Annotated in this window: 15 protein-coding genes; 11 read left to right on the forward strand and 4 right to left on the reverse strand. The window is 33.5% G+C overall.

Going from position 1 to position 16266, the window contains the following annotated elements:
* Nucleotides 1-28: 28 nt before the first annotated feature.
* From NYG92_RS04825 to NYG92_RS04845, 5 genes are read left to right on the forward strand one after another with little or no spacing between them, the layout of a single operon-like run.
* On the forward strand, nucleotides 29-1384 hold the full coding sequence (locus NYG92_RS04825; RefSeq protein ID WP_289233682.1) for an NCS2 family permease: 1356 nt from the start codon (nucleotides 29-31) through the stop codon (nucleotides 1382-1384).
* Nucleotides 1385-1389: 5 nt separating this feature from the next.
* A complete protein-coding gene (locus tag NYG92_RS04830) occupies nucleotides 1390-1830 on the forward strand; it encodes a phosphoribosyltransferase (RefSeq protein ID WP_214146026.1) in 441 nt (146 codons plus the stop codon).
* A gap of 8 nt (nucleotides 1831-1838) precedes the next feature.
* Nucleotides 1839-2531 (forward strand): MlaA family lipoprotein, encoded by a 693-nt coding sequence (locus tag NYG92_RS04835; RefSeq protein WP_432264802.1) that lies wholly within the window; start codon nucleotides 1839-1841, stop codon nucleotides 2529-2531.
* An 8-nt stretch (nucleotides 2532-2539) separates the two neighbouring features.
* Nucleotides 2540-3109, forward strand: a complete 570-nt coding sequence (locus NYG92_RS04840) for an MlaC/ttg2D family ABC transporter substrate-binding protein (protein WP_289233683.1) — start codon at nucleotides 2540-2542, stop codon at nucleotides 3107-3109.
* Entirely contained in the window at nucleotides 3106-5556 is a 2451-nt protein-coding gene (locus NYG92_RS04845; protein ID WP_289233703.1) for an efflux RND transporter permease subunit, read from the forward strand. Before NYG92_RS04840 ends, NYG92_RS04845 begins: the two co-directional genes overlap by 4 nt.
* Before the next feature lie 39 nt (nucleotides 5557-5595).
* Here NYG92_RS04845 and rdgB read toward each other — a convergent pair whose 3' ends face one another.
* Entirely contained in the window at nucleotides 5596-6207 is a 612-nt protein-coding gene (rdgB, locus tag NYG92_RS04850; protein ID WP_289233704.1) for an RdgB/HAM1 family non-canonical purine NTP pyrophosphatase, read from the reverse strand.
* A gap of 102 nt (nucleotides 6208-6309) precedes the next feature.
* On the opposite strand from rdgB, the gene NYG92_RS04855 reads away from it, so the two are divergent.
* Nucleotides 6310-7614 carry an MFS transporter gene (locus tag NYG92_RS04855; protein ID WP_289233684.1) on the forward strand — a complete coding sequence of 435 codons (1305 nt, stop codon included), beginning with the start codon at nucleotides 6310-6312 and terminating at the stop codon, nucleotides 7612-7614.
* Here the strand turns inward: NYG92_RS04855 and acs are convergent.
* Nucleotides 7601-9565: an acetate--CoA ligase gene (gene acs / locus NYG92_RS04860; protein ID WP_432264803.1), complete on the reverse strand. Its 1965-nt coding sequence runs from the start codon at nucleotides 9563-9565 to the stop codon at nucleotides 7601-7603. The two genes, NYG92_RS04855 and acs, sit on opposite strands and share 14 nt — an antisense overlap.
* A 239-nt stretch (nucleotides 9566-9804) precedes the next feature.
* On the opposite strand from acs, the gene NYG92_RS04865 reads away from it, so the two are divergent.
* The 4 genes from NYG92_RS04865 to NYG92_RS04880 are packed head-to-tail and all read left to right on the forward strand — an operon-like array spanning nucleotide 9805 to nucleotide 13673.
* Nucleotides 9805-10611 carry a DNA methyltransferase gene (locus tag NYG92_RS04865; RefSeq protein WP_270983551.1) on the forward strand — a complete coding sequence of 269 codons (807 nt, stop codon included), beginning with the start codon at nucleotides 9805-9807 and terminating at the stop codon, nucleotides 10609-10611.
* Nucleotides 10612-10621: 10 nt separating this feature from the next.
* The gene (locus NYG92_RS04870; RefSeq protein WP_289233685.1) at nucleotides 10622-12214 is read left to right on the forward strand and encodes a hypothetical protein; all 1593 of its coding nucleotides are present in this window, start codon (nucleotides 10622-10624) and stop codon (nucleotides 12212-12214) included.
* Complete coding sequence (locus NYG92_RS04875; RefSeq protein ID WP_289233686.1) at nucleotides 12163-12654, forward strand: hypothetical protein; 492 nt, start codon at nucleotides 12163-12165, stop codon at nucleotides 12652-12654. The genes NYG92_RS04870 and NYG92_RS04875 overlap by 52 nt, the downstream gene beginning before the upstream one ends.
* Entirely contained in the window at nucleotides 12651-13673 is a 1023-nt protein-coding gene (locus NYG92_RS04880; RefSeq protein WP_270965927.1) for a DNA adenine methylase, read from the forward strand. Before NYG92_RS04875 ends, NYG92_RS04880 begins: the two co-directional genes overlap by 4 nt.
* Nucleotides 13674-13751: 78 nt before the next feature.
* Here NYG92_RS04880 and tupC read toward each other — a convergent pair whose 3' ends face one another.
* Nucleotides 13752-14696, reverse strand: coding sequence for a tungstate ABC transporter ATP-binding protein TupC (gene tupC / locus NYG92_RS04885; protein WP_270965926.1), 945 nt, complete (start codon nucleotides 14694-14696; stop codon nucleotides 13752-13754).
* Entirely contained in the window at nucleotides 14693-15382 is a 690-nt protein-coding gene (gene tupB / locus NYG92_RS04890; RefSeq protein WP_289233687.1) for a tungstate ABC transporter permease TupB, read from the reverse strand. Before tupB ends, tupC begins: the two co-directional genes overlap by 4 nt.
* A gap of 77 nt (nucleotides 15383-15459) precedes the next feature.
* On the opposite strand from tupB, the gene tupA reads away from it, so the two are divergent.
* Nucleotides 15460-16266 carry a tungstate ABC transporter substrate-binding protein TupA gene (gene tupA, locus NYG92_RS04895; protein WP_270976950.1) on the forward strand — a complete coding sequence of 269 codons (807 nt, stop codon included), beginning with the start codon at nucleotides 15460-15462 and terminating at the stop codon, nucleotides 16264-16266.

The raw sequence follows: 16266 nt of genomic DNA on the forward strand, positions 1-16266 counted from the left end.
TGATGTGTAGTTTATGTAAGGATTATCAATGAGTATTTTTAAGCTTAAAGAAAATGGCACAAATGTAAAAACAGAGCTTTTAGCAGGTATTACGACCTTTTTGACGATGATTTATATTGTCCCTGTTAATTCTCACATTGTGAGTAATACAGGTATGCCTTTGGAGGCTTTGATTACCGCTACTGCCTTAATCACCATCATTGCAAGCACACTTAACGGACTTTTTGCAAACACCCCTGTGGCGATGAGTGTGGGTATGGGAATGAACGCTTATTTCACTTTTTCAGTCTGTATAGCACAGCAAATTCCTTGGCAGAGTGCTTTGGGGGCGGTGTTTTTATCAGGCTTTATTTTTTTAATTCTTTCTTTTACAAATTTTCGCCTTTGGATCATACGCAATATCCCTAAAGATTTACGCCTTGCTATTTGTGCTGGTATAGGATGCTTTATAGCATTTTTGGGACTTCAAAAGATGGGCATTATTGTTAAAAATGATGCAACTTTAGTGGGTGTGGGAAATTTTAAAGATCCTAGTGTGCTTTTTGGAATTTTTTCTTTAATTTTAGTCGTATTTTTTTGGGCGTTAAAACTTAGAGTGGCTTTTATTTTGGGTGTTTTACTAAGCTCTTTAGCACTTTGGAGTGTGGCATTTTATTTAATGCAAAATTACGGAGTAAAATTAAATATCGAAGGGGCAATTTTTCCTAATGAAATTTTTTCTTTACCAAATTTTAGCCGAGAAAATGGACTTGGCGCTATCGCTTTTGAGCTTGATATTAAAAGCGCTTTAAGCGTGGCAATGATCCCTGTGATTTTAACTTTTTTTATTACGCAGCTTTTTGACAGCATTGGCACGATTACAGGTGTTGGGGCAAGGGGAAAAATTTTTGATAAGCCTGTAGAGGGAGAAAAAAAGCTTGGTAAAACTTTAATGGCTGATGCGGCAAGTTCGGTTTTGGGGGCTGGTGTTGGCACTTCGACCGTTACGGCTTTTGTGGAAAGCACGACAGGGGTTGAGAGTGGAGGTAGGACAGGGCTTGTTGCTATTGTCGTGGCTTGTTGTTTTGCTTTTACACTTTTTTTACTGCCACTTTTTAAGGCTATACCGCCAAATGCCATTTATCCAGTGCTTGTGATGGTAGGAATTTTGATGTTTATGGAAGTGAAAAATATTGATTTTAGTGATAGTGCTATTGTGGTTGGCACTTTTTTTACTATCATTATGATGCCACTGACTTATTCGATAACTTCGGGCTTTGCTTTTGGTTTTATTAGCTTTTTGCTAGTGAGAATTTTTAAAAGAGAGTGGGATAAGATTAATGTAGGGATTGTCGTTTTGAGCTTGATTTCTTTAGGAAATTTCTTACTAATTGCTTTAAATTAAGGAAAATGATGTTTTACGCTTATGAAGATTTCGAAAAAGATGTGAAATTTTTAGCAAAAAAAGTGAAAGAGGAATTTGCACCAGATGCCTTAGTCGCCATAGCTAGAGGAGGACTTAGTCTTGGACATTCTTTAGCGGTAGCACTAAAGACTAGAAATTTATTTGCTTTAAATAGTATCCATTATGATGATACGAAAAAACTTGATAGCGTTGAGGTTTTTAATATCCCAAATTTAAGTGCTTATAAGAGAGTTTTATTGATCGATGATATTGTTGATAGTGGGGAAAGTTTGAGCGAAATTAAGAGAATTTTAAAGGCGAAATTTCCACATATAGAGCTTAAAATTGCGACGATTTTTTACAAAAAAACTGCCCTTTTACAACCTGAATTTAGCGTTAAGGAGGCTAGTGAATGGGTGGAGTTTTATTGGGATATTGAACTTTAAGGAAAAGTGTGAAAAAGATATTATTTTTATTATTATTTTGTGGTTTTGTTAGCGTTAGTGTGGCTGAGAAATTGGAAGATTTTGAAAAAGAGTATCAACAATATGAAGTTAGCGACCCTCTTTCTGGTTATAATAAAATGATAACAGAATTTAATGTCGGACTTTATACTTATGTAATGCGTCCTGCGTTAAAGGGCTATAATGCTATAATACCCAGTTTCGTGCGCTCTGGTGTGAGGAATTTTTTTGATAATTTACTAGCACCTTTTCGTGTAGTGGGAAATGTTTTGCAACTTAAATTTGATAATGCTGGTGATGAGCTTAAGCGTTTTATCGCAAATTCCATTATGGGCTTTGGTGGGCTTAGGGATATCGCTAGTGAAATGGGGATAGAAAAGCATCCTGCAGATTTAGGACTTGTTTTGGCACATTGGGGAGTGGGTGAGGGCTTTCATATCGTTTTACCTATTTTAGGACCGAGTAATTTAAGAGATACTTTAAGCTTACCAGCACTTTGGTATGCTATGCCTACGGCTTATATTGAGCCTGATTATGCTAGTTTTTTGGTGGGGGCTTACGGCTTTGCCAATGAGCTTTCCTTCCGTCTTGATGAAATTGATGAAATTTATTATAATACGCCGAATTTATATCCGTTTTTGCGTGATGCTTACGAGCAAAGGCGTAAAGAACTTAGCAAATAGGAAGAAAAATGCGAAAAATCTTATTATTACTCATAGTAGCGTTGAGTGCTTTTGCACTTAATTTAAATGAAATTGAAAGTTTTATGCAAAACAATATCAATGAGAGTTTAAAAATCTTACAAAACACAAAAGGCGATAAAAAAGTCGCCGCACAGAATATTTTTAAGCTTTTTGACGAAGTTTTTGATTATAAATTAATGGCAAAATTGTCTTTATCTAAATATTATCAAAAATTAAGCCAAGATGAAGTGGCGGAATTTAACAAGGCTTTTGAGGCAAGTCTTAAAAAAAGCTTTACTGATAAGCTCGAGCTTTATAAGGATCAAATTTTAAAAGTTGAAGGCGGAGAGCAGAAAAATGAAAAGCGTTATTTTCTCACAAGTTCTATGCTAGTCGATGGAGAAAAAAAATTTATTATTTTTAAATTCTATAAAGAAAATGATGATTGGCTGATTTACGATGTCGATGTTTTGGGCGTTAGCATTATACAAACCTATCGTTCGCAATTTGGCGATATTTTAGAAAATGGCACCTTTAAAGATTTATTAAACAAGCTTAATGACATCGTCATCAAATAATGGCTTTTTTCTTAAAATTTCTCATTAATCATCCCAAAAGCACCTTTTTGCTTACCTTGCTTTTTTGTGTGTTTTTAAGCTTTTTCGCTTTTAAACTGCATATTGATGCGAGTGCTGAAAGTTTGCTTTTAGAAGATGACAAAGATTTAAAGATTTTTAGAGAGCTTTCTAAGCATTATAAGAGTGATAATTTTTTAATGTTAGCCTTTAAGCCAAATGATAAAAATCCTTTTAGCGAGGAAAGCTTAAAGAATTTAGAAAGCTTACATCAAAAACTTGAGGGTGTGAGGGGCGTGGAGAGGGTTTTTAGCATTATTAATGCACCCTTGCTTTTAAGTAGTGAAAATAAAGACTTAAAAGAATTAATGCAAAATATCCCAAATATCACAAGCAAGGACATTAATCAAAGCAGGGCAAAAGATGAAATTCTCACCAGCCCCTTTTATCAAAATAACATCATCGCAAAAGACGGAAAAACCACAGCTTTAATTATCTATCTTAAGCCCGATTTGACCTATATCGATTTAATCGAAGCAAGAGATGGGGCAAAAGATGAAAATGAAAAAGAGCGTTTAAGGACGCAAATTAAAACGCACCAAGAAACGCAAAATGCTTTTAATAAAGCACTTTTAACACAAATTCGCACCATAATGAGCGGCTATGAAAAAGATGGAGCGAGGCTTTATCTTGGTGGCGTGAATATGATAAGCGATGATATGATAAGCTACATTAAGGACGATTTAAAGCTTTATGGAATTTCTTTAGTATTTTTGCTAGGATTTGCACTTTGGTATTTTTTCCGCTCCTTTTCTTTGATGATTTTATCGCTTTTTATTTGTTTTATCTCTTTAAGCTCGGCTAGCGGGCTTTTTGCTCTGCTTGATTTTCCTGTAACTGTTATTTCGTCTAATTATGCCCCATTAATGCTCATCATCACGCTTTCTGTTGTTGTGCATTTGATAACGCATTTTATAGAAATTTCACGCCTTTACCCAAATACTACGCAAAAAAGACTTGTTTTACAGACCTTACTTGCTAAGGCAAAACCTAGTTTTTTTGCCATTTTTACGACTATGATAGGCTTTTTTTCTTTGATTTTTTCGCATATTGAGCCTATTATTAAGCTTGGGATTATGATGAGTCTTGGCATAGGCTTGGGACTTATCTTATCTTATCTTTTTTTATCTAGTGCTTTAATGCTTTTAAAAAAGCAAAATTTCACGCAAAAAGAATTTAAACTTTCCTTTTTGCTTTGGTGTGCTAATGTCAGCATAAAACGCAAGAAATTTATTTATGCTTTAGCTCTTATAACGCTTATTTTAGCCTTTATAGGAATTCCTAAGTTGAAGGTGGAAAATTCTTTTGTGAATTATTTTAAAGATGGCAGTGCCATTAAAGAGGGCTTACTTGTCATCGATAAAGATTTGGGTGGAACCCTGCCGCTTGATATTATTATCCGTTTTAAAGAGCAGCAAAAAAGTCAAATGAAAGAGGGCGAAAATTTAGATAGTTTTGAAGATGAATTTGAAAGTCTTGCCTTAAAAGATACTTACTGGTTTGATTCTAAAAAAACGCGTATTGCTAAGAAGGTGCATCATTTTTTGGAAAATAAAGAATTTGTAGGCTCTGTTTTGAGCCTTAATAGTCTTTTAAGTTTAGGCAAAAGTATTAATAATGGTAAAGATTTGGACGATTTTGCTCTGGCGTTTTTAAATGAAAATTTACCACCGAATTTTAAGCAAGACTTGCTTTCTCCTTTTGTAAATATCAAGCAAAATGAGCTTAGATTTAGCATACGCGTCATTGATTCTAATCCCAATTTAAAACGCGATACCTTTTTAAAGAATTTGGAAAATGAGCTTAATGAGCTTTTAAAAAATGAAGGCGTAGAGGTGCAAATCACTGGCATAATGCTCCTTTATAATAATATGCTTCAAAGTCTTTTTTCCTCGCAGTTTGATACTTTAGCCTTTGTGGTTTTGGCGATTTTTATGCTTTTTGTGCTTATTTTTAGAAGTTTTAAAATAGCTACCATAGCCATAATTTGTAACCTTATCCCACTAAGTTTAGTCTTTGCTTTTATGGGCTTTTTAGATATCCCTCTTGATTTAATGAGCATTACCATAGCTGCAATTGCCATAGGCATAGGGGTTGATGATATTTTGCATTATATTTACCGCTTTAAAGAAGAGCTTAAGCATAATAGTGTGAAAAAAGCCATTGTCAATTCACATCTTTTCATAGGGACGGCACTTTATTATACGAGTATTAGCATTGTTTTGGGCTTTAGCGTGATGATGAGTAGTAATTTTATCCCGACCATTTATTTTGGGATTTTAACGACTTTGGTGATGATTTTGCTTTTGTTTGGCAGTTTATTTTTGCTACCTAGTCTTTTAATTAGCTTTTATGCTAAGAGAAATAATAAGCCAAAAGTGCTAAAATAATATAAGCAACGGTGGCTATACTAAGATATTTTAAAAAAGTTAGCATTGATAAGCCTTTTTGAGTGTTTTTAAGAAAATTTTAGCAAGTTTTAGAGCTTTGAAGCGGTGGGAAATGGCATTTTTTTCCAAGCTACTTAGCTGAGCTAAGGTTTTATCATAATTTGCAGGGATAAAAAGACTATCATAACCAAAGCCATTTTCACCCCTTTCGTCAGTGATAACCCTACCATACATTTTAGCACTTAGACTAAAAGTGCCAAATTTAGAACTAAGACTTAAAGCACAAACATAATACGCAAGACTTTCTTTAAGGCTTAATTTTTCTAATTCTTCAATGAGCTTTAAGCGGTTATTTTTATCATCGGCTTTTAAAGAATAGCGCGCCGAGTAAATTCCGGGTGCATTATTTAAAGCCTTAACGCAAATTCCACTATCATCGCTTAAAACTATGCTTTTTTCTTGTTCCTTTGAGTTTAATTTTTCAAAAACTGCTTTTGATTTGATGTTGGCATTTTCCTTAAAGCTTTTGCCATTTTCTTCTATCTCAAAAGGTGCAATGAAGTCGTTTGAGCTATAAATTTCATAGTCATTTAAAAGCTCTTTGAATTCTTTTAATTTATGTGCGTTGGAACTTGCTAAAATAATTTTCATCATTTATCCTTATTTTATTAAGGCTTAATCTTACTTTTTTAAACTTAATAAAGCGTTAAAGCTTTTTAAGTAAAATAAGCCCTTTTCAATCAAGGATAAGCAATGCGTAGTATTTTAGTTCTTTCTTTCATTGTTGCGAGTCGATTTTTTGGGCTTTTTATCGTTTTGCCTGTGCTGAGTTTATACGCCTTAAAACTTGAAAATGCAAACGATTTTTTGGTCGGTTTGCTTGTGGGTGTTTATGCCTTAATGCAAGTCATATTTCAAGTGCCTTTTGGGATGCTTAGTGATAAAATAGGGCGTAAAAAAACGATGCTTTTAGGTTTAATGCTTTTTATCATCGGTTCTTTAATTTGTTCTTTGGCAAATGACATTTATACTATGCTCTTAGGACGCATTTTGCAAGGCTCTGGTGCGATAGGTGCTGTGGCAAGTGCGATGATAAGCGATTTTGTAAGCGAAGAGCAAAGAGGCAAGGCTATGGCGATGATGGGAGGTTTTATAGGTATAGCTTTTGCACTTTCTATGGTTTTAGCACCTATAATGAGTGCTAAATATGGGCTTTCAAGTTTGTTTGATTTAAGTGCTGCCTTATCTCTTCTTTGCATTATTTTGCTTTATACTGCTGTGCCAAAAGAGCCTAAAATCACACACGAAAATAGCAAAACTCCACTTTTAGCTTTGCTTAAAGAAAAAAATTTAGCCCTAATGAATGCGACAAATTTTATGCAAAAAATGCTTATGTCCATAGCCTTTTTGCTTATCCCTATTATTTTGGTTGAGCGTTTTCATTATGATAAATTATGGCTTGTTTATACTGCCTCTATGCTTGTGGGATTCGTGGCTATGGGCTTTGCTGGGGCTTTGGGAGAGAAAAGAGGACTCGCAAAGCACATTTTATTAGCTGGGGTTGTTTTTTTCATTTTTTCTTACATACTTTTTGCCTTTTTTGACCATTTAACAATTTTTATCGCTGCTGTAGTGATTTTCTTTCTAGGTTTTAATTTGCACGAGCCTATTATGCAATCTTGTGCTTCTAAATTTTGCAAGGTCAATGAAAAAGGCAAAGCTTTAGGTGCATTTAATGCCTTTGGTTATGCGGGAAGTTTTAGTGGCGGCGTAATAGGTGGGATATTTTTACATTTTGATGCGTTGAAAATTTTAGCTTTGATTATGATTATTTTGGCGTTTTTTTGGCTTTTTTCTTTATTTTTCTTAAAAAATCCATTTGACCTTAAAAATCTTTATTTGCCCCTTGATACCAAGCTCGATATAAACGCTGTTTCAAAGCTAAAGGGCGTTTTGGAAGTGTATAAAAATCACCATCATTTAGTGGTAAAATTTGATAAAGCACAACTTTCTCAAAAAGAATTAGAGGGGCTAATGGGCAAGGTCATTGCTCATTAGCTAATTTGATGATACTTGCTACAATAGCAGAATCTTCTAGGGTAGAAATATCTTGTTTTAATTCCTCTTTTCTTGCTATGGCGCGTAAGATTCTTCGCATAATCTTACCGCTTCTTGTTTTTGGTAAGCCCGGCGTGTAAAGAATTTGCTCTATTTTAGCGATAGGTCCTATCTCTGCTCTTAAAATGTCATTGAGTTCTTTTAAGGTTTCAAGCTCACTTCCTAAATCGCAACTTGCATTAGAATTTAAAACAACAAAGGCGAATAAACTTTCACCCTTAATACTATCTAAAACGCTCACAACAGCAGATTCTGCGACATTTTTATGTTTGGCAAGTGCTGACTCAACCTCTGCTGTGCCTATACGGTGTCCAGCGACATTAACCACATCATCCGTGCGTCCTGTAATGGTAATGTAGCCTCTTTCATCATAAAAAGCTCCATCCCCGCTAAAATACACAGGCTTTCCATCTTTTTTAGCTTGAGAAAAATAGCTTTCCTTATAACGCTCCTCATCTTTCCAAATTCCTCTTATCATAGAAGGCCAAGGCTTGGTAATGCAAAGCAAACCATCCTCACCTATGCTCTTTTTATTTCCTTCCTCATCGATGATTTCAGTAAAAATTCCCGGTAAAGGTAGAGTCGCACAACTAGGCTTTAAAGGCGTAGCACCGGGCAAAGGCGTGATCATATGTCCTCCAGTTTCTGTTTGCCACCAAGTATCTACAATCGCACATTTTGAATTTCCAACTTCTTCATAAAACCAGTTCCAAGCACTAGGATTTATCGGTTCTCCCACAGTCCCTAAAACTTCAAGAGTGCCTAAATCGTAATTTTTAGGCTCATTTGGTGCATCTGCGTAAAGCATTCTAATGGCAGTGGGCGATGTGTAAAATTTACTCACTTGATATTCCTCTATCATTCTCCACCATCTACCAGAATTTGGATAAGTTGGCGTTCCCTCATACATTATCGTAGTCGCTCCACAAGCTAGAGGTCCATAAACGACATAAGTATGCCCTGTAATCCAGCCTATATCCGCACTGCACCAATAATTATCATAATCTTTTATATCAAAAACCCACTCCATAGTCATTTGAGCCCATAAAATATAGCCAGCACTTGCGTGCATTACGCCCTTAGGCTTACCTGTCGAGCCTGAAGTGTAAAGTAAAAATAGCAGATCCTCACTATCCATAATTTCAGACTCACACTTATAAGATTCATTTTTGACTAGTTCATTATAAACATAATCACGCCCTTTAACATAGTTAATAGGCTCATTGTTGCGTATGACAACAAGCACTTTTTCCACGCACTCACACCCCTCACTTAAAGCCTTATCCACGGCAGGTTTTAGCATATAAGGCTTACCGCGTCTAAAAGCTCCATCTGCTGTGATGACAAGTTTTGCGCCCGCATCGATAATCCTATCTCTCAAAGCTTCTGGAGAAAAACCGCCAAATACAACACTATGAATAGCCCCTATCCTCGCACAAGCTAGCATTAAAATCGCACTTTCTGGTATCATAGGCATATAAAGCACGACTCTATCGCCCTTTTTGACATCAAAACGCTTTAGTAAATTTGCTGCCTTACACACTTCGTGAAAAAGTCTTCTATAAGTATAAACTTCATAATCGCCCATCTCTCCTTCAAATACTATGGCAGCTTTATTACGCCTTGTTTTCATATGACGATCAAGACATTGATAGCTTACATTTAGAGTCCCCCCTTCAAACCACTTATAAAATGGAGGATTATTCTCATTTAAAACTCTAGAAAAAGGACTAAACCAGTCGATTTTCTCCAAAGCCATTTTCCCCCAAAAATTTTCAAAATTTTCACTAGCCTCTTCGTAAAGTTCATAGTATTCACAGATATTTTTAATGCGTGCCTTTTTTGCAAATTCTTTATTGGGCTTGATGAGTTGTGTGTCGTTTTGATACATTATCCACTCCTAAAAAATTTATTTTATATATAATTAAAATTAATTGTATGAAAGTTTAATGGATTTATTGAGTATTTTTAGACTTATTTAAGAAAAAATTTATCTTTATGTTAATTTTGGTAACAAATCGTCTCTGTTTCTATGTAAATGTTGAATTTTAAGTTCCATTTTGTTATAGTGATTCTATGAAAACAACTATATAATAGACCTAACTATGGCGATTAATATAGAGGAATTTTATGACAAAAACAAAAGGGCAATATGATCCACGCAACAAGTTAAACGATTTAAATGGCTCACAGTGGCAGTTTTTCACAAAAAGCGTCATTAATACAAACTATCCATCAAATATGCAACATAATCTACGCTCAAAGCACGGAGGACAAAAGCCACCGCAATTATGTGCCGATTTGATACAAGTTTTTACAAAAAAGGGGCAACTTGTGCTTGATCCACTTTGTGGTGTGGGAGGTTCATTGCTAGGTGCTGCGTTATGTGATAGGGAAGCATTGGGGATTGAAATAAATCAGCAATGGATAGATATTTATAAACAAGTAGCGAGACTAGAAAATTTAAAAGAATTTAGTGTGTTGTTAGGAGATGCAAATGATAAGTTAAAAGAAATTGATAGAAATAGTGTAGATTTTGTGCTAACTGATGTGCCATATTGGATAATGGATAAGCTAGAAAAAACTCGCTCAAAGTCTTCCATTCGCGAATCTAAGCTAACAAAATTTAATGATAAAGATTTGCAAAGCAAGGAAGATTGGCTAAGTGAGATGAAGCAAATTTTTATCAATGTAGCTCCAACGCTTAAAGATAATGGCTATATGGCAGTATTTATTGGCGATATGTATCGCGGCAAGGAGTTTCATTTTTTATCTGCTGATTTAGCAAAAAGTATTAGTGAAATTAGTGGTTTTACTTTAAAGGCAGATATTATTTGGCAAGATAATACAAAAATGCTGCATATTTACGGCTATCCTTTTGCTTATATACCGTCTTTAATTCATCAGCATATTTTGATCTTTAGAAAAGAAAGTTAAGGAACTTGTAATGCAAGATTTATTAGTAAATCCACGCATAAAAGACAAAATAATAACGCTAAAAGATTATGAAAAATTAAGCAAACCATTTGAATTTATACTTTATGGCGACAACATTTTGGAGGGCATATCTCTTTTAAATAATTTAACGCTAAATGATGATTTGTTGGCATTTTATGGCGTTGTTTATGAGCCTTATGATAGTCCTATATATATTTTTAGAGAGTCTGATAATTTTTATGCTATTAAAATATGCGGACATTATGATAAATGGAATTTGCCAAATGATGTTAGTTTTATAAAATCATTTGTTGATTTACCTGATTACATTTTTTACTCTATACAGCATAGCAAGGTAATTTTAGCAGGAGAAAATACCGAAACGGCTTCAGTTGGTAATTCACAGTGGCAGAGAGAGGGTAGAAAAATTGCAGCAGCAAAGCTTAGAGTCCCTTTTATTTATCAAACATTTTATAGCGGAAAAGATGAATCTCTAGATACGATAAGGGAGCCAAATGCTTTACAAGCGTATAATGCTATTTTATATTCAGCACGATATAAATCACCAAATTTAATAGCATATTTTGAAAATAATTTTCACGGCTCTACCACAAGGATAAGAAATCCCATTGATTCACAAGAATTATTTATAAAATATATTAAGTCTGTTTTGCTATCTAGTGTAAATCCGCAATTTTTAAACACTAAGATTAAGCTAGAAAAAGAATTTTTTATGCATATTATCAACTATTTAAAAGAGGGAAAGTATAGTGATAAAAAGGAGATTGTTTCTAACGAGCCACGCATTATTAGCGATTTGCCTATAATGACAAATAGTATAAGGCAAGGTATTTTAAGAGATAGTGAAAATTTTGTAAATAGCTTGATGGATTATATTTACAATAATAATGATGATTTTATGGCACAATTTGATGTTTCAAGTTTTGATTTTGATAAGTTAAAAGAATGGACATTTTATAAATCATATCAATACTTGGGGAATTTATTAACATTTTTAAAGCTAAATAATAATGCGGCTAAAAGTTACATTTCAAGGGCAAAAATAGGCTTTGTAGATTCTAAATTAACCGCTAAGTTTTTAGGTGATAAATTTCGACACAAAAAAGCAGAGATTGAGTCTATTTTAATTTCAAAATCATCACTATTATTACCACTTAGAATCCACAAAAATTCTAATGGCAAATTAACACTTTTGCCAGATCCAGAAAGTGGCGAAATTGTAGCTTATAGCGAGTTATTTGGCTATGGATTGGATGGGCAAAAGCGGTATAAAATTATCGGTTATTGTTTTGTAGATACATCCAGTGATTTTGATTTTGCTAAAAAGATGGATACTAAAATTTATAAAGCGTTAGCAAATTATATTGATATTTTAATTTTAAATGATAAAGAAGTTATTACTAGCTTTGAAATTTCATTGCCCATTCAAAACAATTATTATCCATGCAATTTAAACATAGCTCCAAAAAATATAAATGAAGAAGTAGCAATAGTCTCTACATATCTAAATCAAAGCACTATTAAAGCAGAGTGGAATTTATGCTTTATACACACACACATCACTCATCGTGGCAACAAATAACGATAAATAATAAGCAAGAAAAAATACCAAGAGTTTCCACTAAATTAGATTTGATTATGCAAGATAAAAATGTGTTTATGTTGGCTGAAGGCAAAAATCAATATAACGAGATTTTAAAAGATAGTAAAATTAAAAGTGCTATGAAAAATTCAAGTGCAATTATAAATCAAATGTATGATGGGGAAAACTTACAATTTGATGCACTGATTTTTAATTTAGCGACTACACCCAGCAAAGATCCTGAGTATTATGCAGACTGCAAAGCTAATACAATTTTAGGAGCGATAAAAATGGGGCATTTTAATGATATTGTTTTTCATAAAGATTTTGTAATTATTATTGTGTATTTGGATTCGCGTAATCACACAAAATTTAAGTTAGTTTTCTCTAATGATTTTGATAAGAATTTGCAAGATAAATTAATAAAAGAGTTTCTATGAAATACATAGGTAATAAAACTAGACTTTTAAATTTTATTAGTGAATCTATGGATAATTTTGGTGTCTGTAAAAACGGCATATTTATTGATTTATTTGCTGGGACTAATTCGGTAGCAAAGCATTTTAAAAATAAAGGATATAAAGTAATCACAAATGATTTTATGGCATATTCATATATTTTTTCAAAAGTGCTTATAGAATTAAACGAAATGCCAAAATTTACCAAACTAAATGGCTTAGATGAGGCGTTAAATTTGCTAAATAAAGAGCATTATTTAAAAGGATATGTGTATGAAAACTATGCTCCAGGCGGTAAATTTAATAGGCAGTATTTTAGCGATAAAAATGCTATGAGAATTGACTTTATTAGAGAGAAAATTCAACAATGGTTAAGAGAAAATATAATAGATGAAAATGAATTTTTAGTGCTTTTGGTTTCATTAATAGATGCGGCAGATTTTGTTGCTAATATTTCTGGAACTTACGGAGCTTATTTAAAAATTTGGCGAAGTATGGCATTAAAAGACATAAAGCTTTTGCCACCAAATATAACAAACAATCATTTAAATAATAAAAGCTTTCAATTAGACTCAAATGCTTTTGTGCGAGAGCTTAGTGGTGATATTGTTTATATAGACCCACCCTATAATCATAGACAATATGCTCCAAATTTTCATTTTTTAGAGAGTTTAGCCGTGTGGGACAAGCAAGAGCTAAAAGGTAAAGGCGGACTTAGAGATTATGAGCATCAAAAATCTCTTTATTGTCAAAAAGGCAAAGCAATGGAAGTATTTAGTGATTTGATAAGCAATATACAATCACAATATATTATTTTAAGTTACAATAATGAGGGCATAATCCCACGAGAGCATATTTTAAAAACGCTAAATGCCATTGGTCAAGTAAAAGAATATACGACACATTATCGAAGATTTCGCACTGAAAAAAATCATGAAAAACGACAATATAAACAATGTGATGATAAAACAATAGAGCATTTGTTTATAGTTAAAAAATAGGTAATTATAAACAATTTTTATAAAAATTTATAGAACAAAATGTTATGAAAATGAAGTTAGCATTATGAAAATAATTTTTCATAAAAAGCAAAGTGCGTCTTCATTGAAGCCCAGACTTAAATTTTGATAAAGATTTAAATTTGCTTTTTTAAACGCTTCGTTTTCGAGGGCAAATTCTAAAATTTTATCCCCTGAAATAATTCTAATGAAAACATCATTTTGACGCGTTCTTAAGGCTATGATTTTAGCATTTTTAATGCAGTATTTTTGTCCTGAAAAAAGGCTGATTTTGTAAGGATTAAGGGCTATTTTGTCAGCTATTTTGTCAAATTTAATTGGATTTTCAAAATGTAAAATTTGATGATTTAATTCAAAAATATTTGTATTTTCAAATTCTAAAATCACTCCATCACTAAGATAGAGTTTCACTTCAGCCAAAGAATCTAAAAATTCTTTATCATGACTTGCAATTAAAAAACCGCAATTTAGACTTTTTTTAAGATGTAAGATAGCGTTTTTAAGTAAAAAAGAGGTCTTTTTATCCAAAAAAGCACTCGGCTCATCAAGTAAATAATAACGCGCCCTAGCCGCCATAGCCATAGCAAAGGCTATTTTTTGTCTTTGCCCTGAGGAGAGTTCTCCGGGATATTTTTTAAGCAAGCTTTTATCAAGCTCCAAAAGTGTGTAAATTTCACTTAAAAAGCCCTTTAAATCGCCCTTGATTTGGTAGGTTTTTTGGATAAATTTAAGATTATTTTCGACACTTCTATTTAGCAAACAAGCTTCTGCAAAAAGTAAATAAAGCCATCTTTTTTCCTCGCGGTTTAAGATGTTTTTTTTAAAATAGCTAATATTTTGATGAAAATCGCCTTCTAAAAAATTAAGAATCCTTAAAAAAGTTGATTTCCCACTCCCATTTGCACCCATTAAAATGCTTATTTTGCTAGTGTCAAGGTTTAGATTAAGATTTTTCAAAATGCCTTTTGTCCCATAAGAAAAGCTAAGATTTTTAATTTCTATCATCGATTTTTCTTTAAGCTGTGGATAAGAAAATTTAGCACAAAGGCTATGCTGATTAAAACTAAGGCTAAGGCTATGCCGCGTTCAAATTCGCCTTTATTTGCTTCAAGGGAAATGGCTGTTGTTATGGTTCTGGTGTGGTATTTGATATTCCCCCCTACTATCATCGCTACGCCCACTTCAGCGACTATCCTGCCATAAGCTAGAGCTATAATGCTAATGAGTGCAAAGCGTAATTCATAAATGATGGTTAAAACAAGCTTAAATGCGCTTAAATGAAAGGATTTTATGAGTAAAAAATGCTTTTTGTCCATATTTTCTATTAAATTTGAAAAGAGGGCGATGACAATGGGTAGGGCTAAAACAAACTGCCCCAAAATGAGAGCTTTTATAGTAAAAAGTAAGCCAAATTCCCCCAAAGGTCCCCTACTAGAAATAAAGGCATAAATGATAAGTCCAACAGCCACAGTAGGAAAGGAGAGGCTGGTATTGACAAGTAGTTTTAAGCTCGATTTAAGTCTAAAATTAAAAAATCCTAAACAAAAGCCAAGTGGAAAGCCTACCATAAGAGCTAAAATGATAGAAGTGCTTGAGCTTAAAAGCGTTGTTTTAATGGCTGAAATGACGCTTTCATCGGCATTGAAAAGTAAATTTAAAGCTTCTTTAAAGGCGTTAAATATATAATCCAAAATGTATCCTTAAATAGGCGTGATTTTAGCATAATTATGCTAAAATTGCATTTTATTTTAAACAGAAAGGAAAAGCGATGAAAAAAATTCTTCTATCCGCTTTAGTAGCACTAAGCCTTAGTGCAGCAGAATTAAAGATGGCGACAACTACAAGCACTGATAATACAGGACTTTTAGACGCCTTAAAACCTCTTTATGAAAAAGAGAGTGGCAATACCTTAAAATGGGTTGCTGTGGGAACAGGAGCAGCTTTAAAGCTTGGACAAGACTGTAATGCTGATGTGCTTTTTGTGCATTCTCCTAAGGTAGAAAAGGAATTTGTTAGCAAGGGTTTTGGTGTCGATAGAACGCCTGTGATGTATAATGACTTTATTATCGTGGCTGATAAGAGCTTGGCTAAGAAATTTAAGGGCAAGAATCTTAAAGAAAGCTTGGAGCTTATAAAAGCTGAAAAAATGCCTTTTATCTCAAGAGGGGATAAATCAGGCACTGATAATAAAGAAAAAGGTTTGTGGAAAAATTTAGGAGGTGTGCCTGAAAAAGAAAGCTGGTATATACAAAGCGGACAGGGAATGTTAGCTAGCATTAAGATAGCCGAAGAGAAAAAGGGTGTGATTTTAACAGACCGCGGCACTTATATCAAGTATGAAGCAGACGCAAAAGCTAATCCAAATTTAGTTATTGTGAGTGAGGGTGATGATAGCTTAAAGAATTTTTACTCCGTTATAGCAGTAAGTCCTAAGCATTGCCAAAATGTCAATTATGAAGAAGCGAGCAAATTTATAAAATGGCTTGTGAGTGATGGCACTTTAAAGGCGATTGAAGACTTTAAACTACTCAATAAGCCTTTATTTATCGTTGATGCAAAGAGCAGAAAAGAATAA

It is taken from the genome of Campylobacter felis, assembly GCF_030250085.1.
Taxonomy (GTDB): Bacteria; Campylobacterota; Campylobacteria; order Campylobacterales; family Campylobacteraceae; genus Campylobacter_D; species Campylobacter_D upsaliensis.

Coding starts and splice junctions, on each gene's coding strand:
- NYG92_RS04825 (WP_289233682.1), top strand. CDS start 29: ATGAGTATTTTTAAGCTTAAAGAAAATGGCACAAATGTAAAAACAGAG.
- NYG92_RS04830 (WP_214146026.1), top strand. CDS start 1,390: ATGATGTTTTACGCTTATGAAGATTTCGAAAAAGATGTGAAATTTTTA.
- NYG92_RS04840 (WP_289233683.1), top strand. CDS start 2,540: ATGCGAAAAATCTTATTATTACTCATAGTAGCGTTGAGTGCTTTTGCA.
- rdgB (WP_289233704.1), bottom strand. CDS start 6,207: ATGAAAATTATTTTAGCAAGTTCCAACGCACATAAATTAAAAGAATTC.
- NYG92_RS04855 (WP_289233684.1), top strand. CDS start 6,310: ATGCGTAGTATTTTAGTTCTTTCTTTCATTGTTGCGAGTCGATTTTTT.
- acs (WP_432264803.1), bottom strand. CDS start 9,565: ATGTATCAAAACGACACACAACTCATCAAGCCCAATAAAGAATTTGCA.
- NYG92_RS04865 (WP_270983551.1), top strand. CDS start 9,805: ATGACAAAAACAAAAGGGCAATATGATCCACGCAACAAGTTAAACGAT.
- NYG92_RS04870 (WP_289233685.1), top strand. CDS start 10,622: ATGCAAGATTTATTAGTAAATCCACGCATAAAAGACAAAATAATAACG.
- NYG92_RS04880 (WP_270965927.1), top strand. CDS start 12,651: ATGAAATACATAGGTAATAAAACTAGACTTTTAAATTTTATTAGTGAA.
- tupC (WP_270965926.1), bottom strand. CDS start 14,696: ATGATAGAAATTAAAAATCTTAGCTTTTCTTATGGGACAAAAGGCATT.
- tupA (WP_270976950.1), top strand. CDS start 15,460: ATGAAAAAAATTCTTCTATCCGCTTTAGTAGCACTAAGCCTTAGTGCA.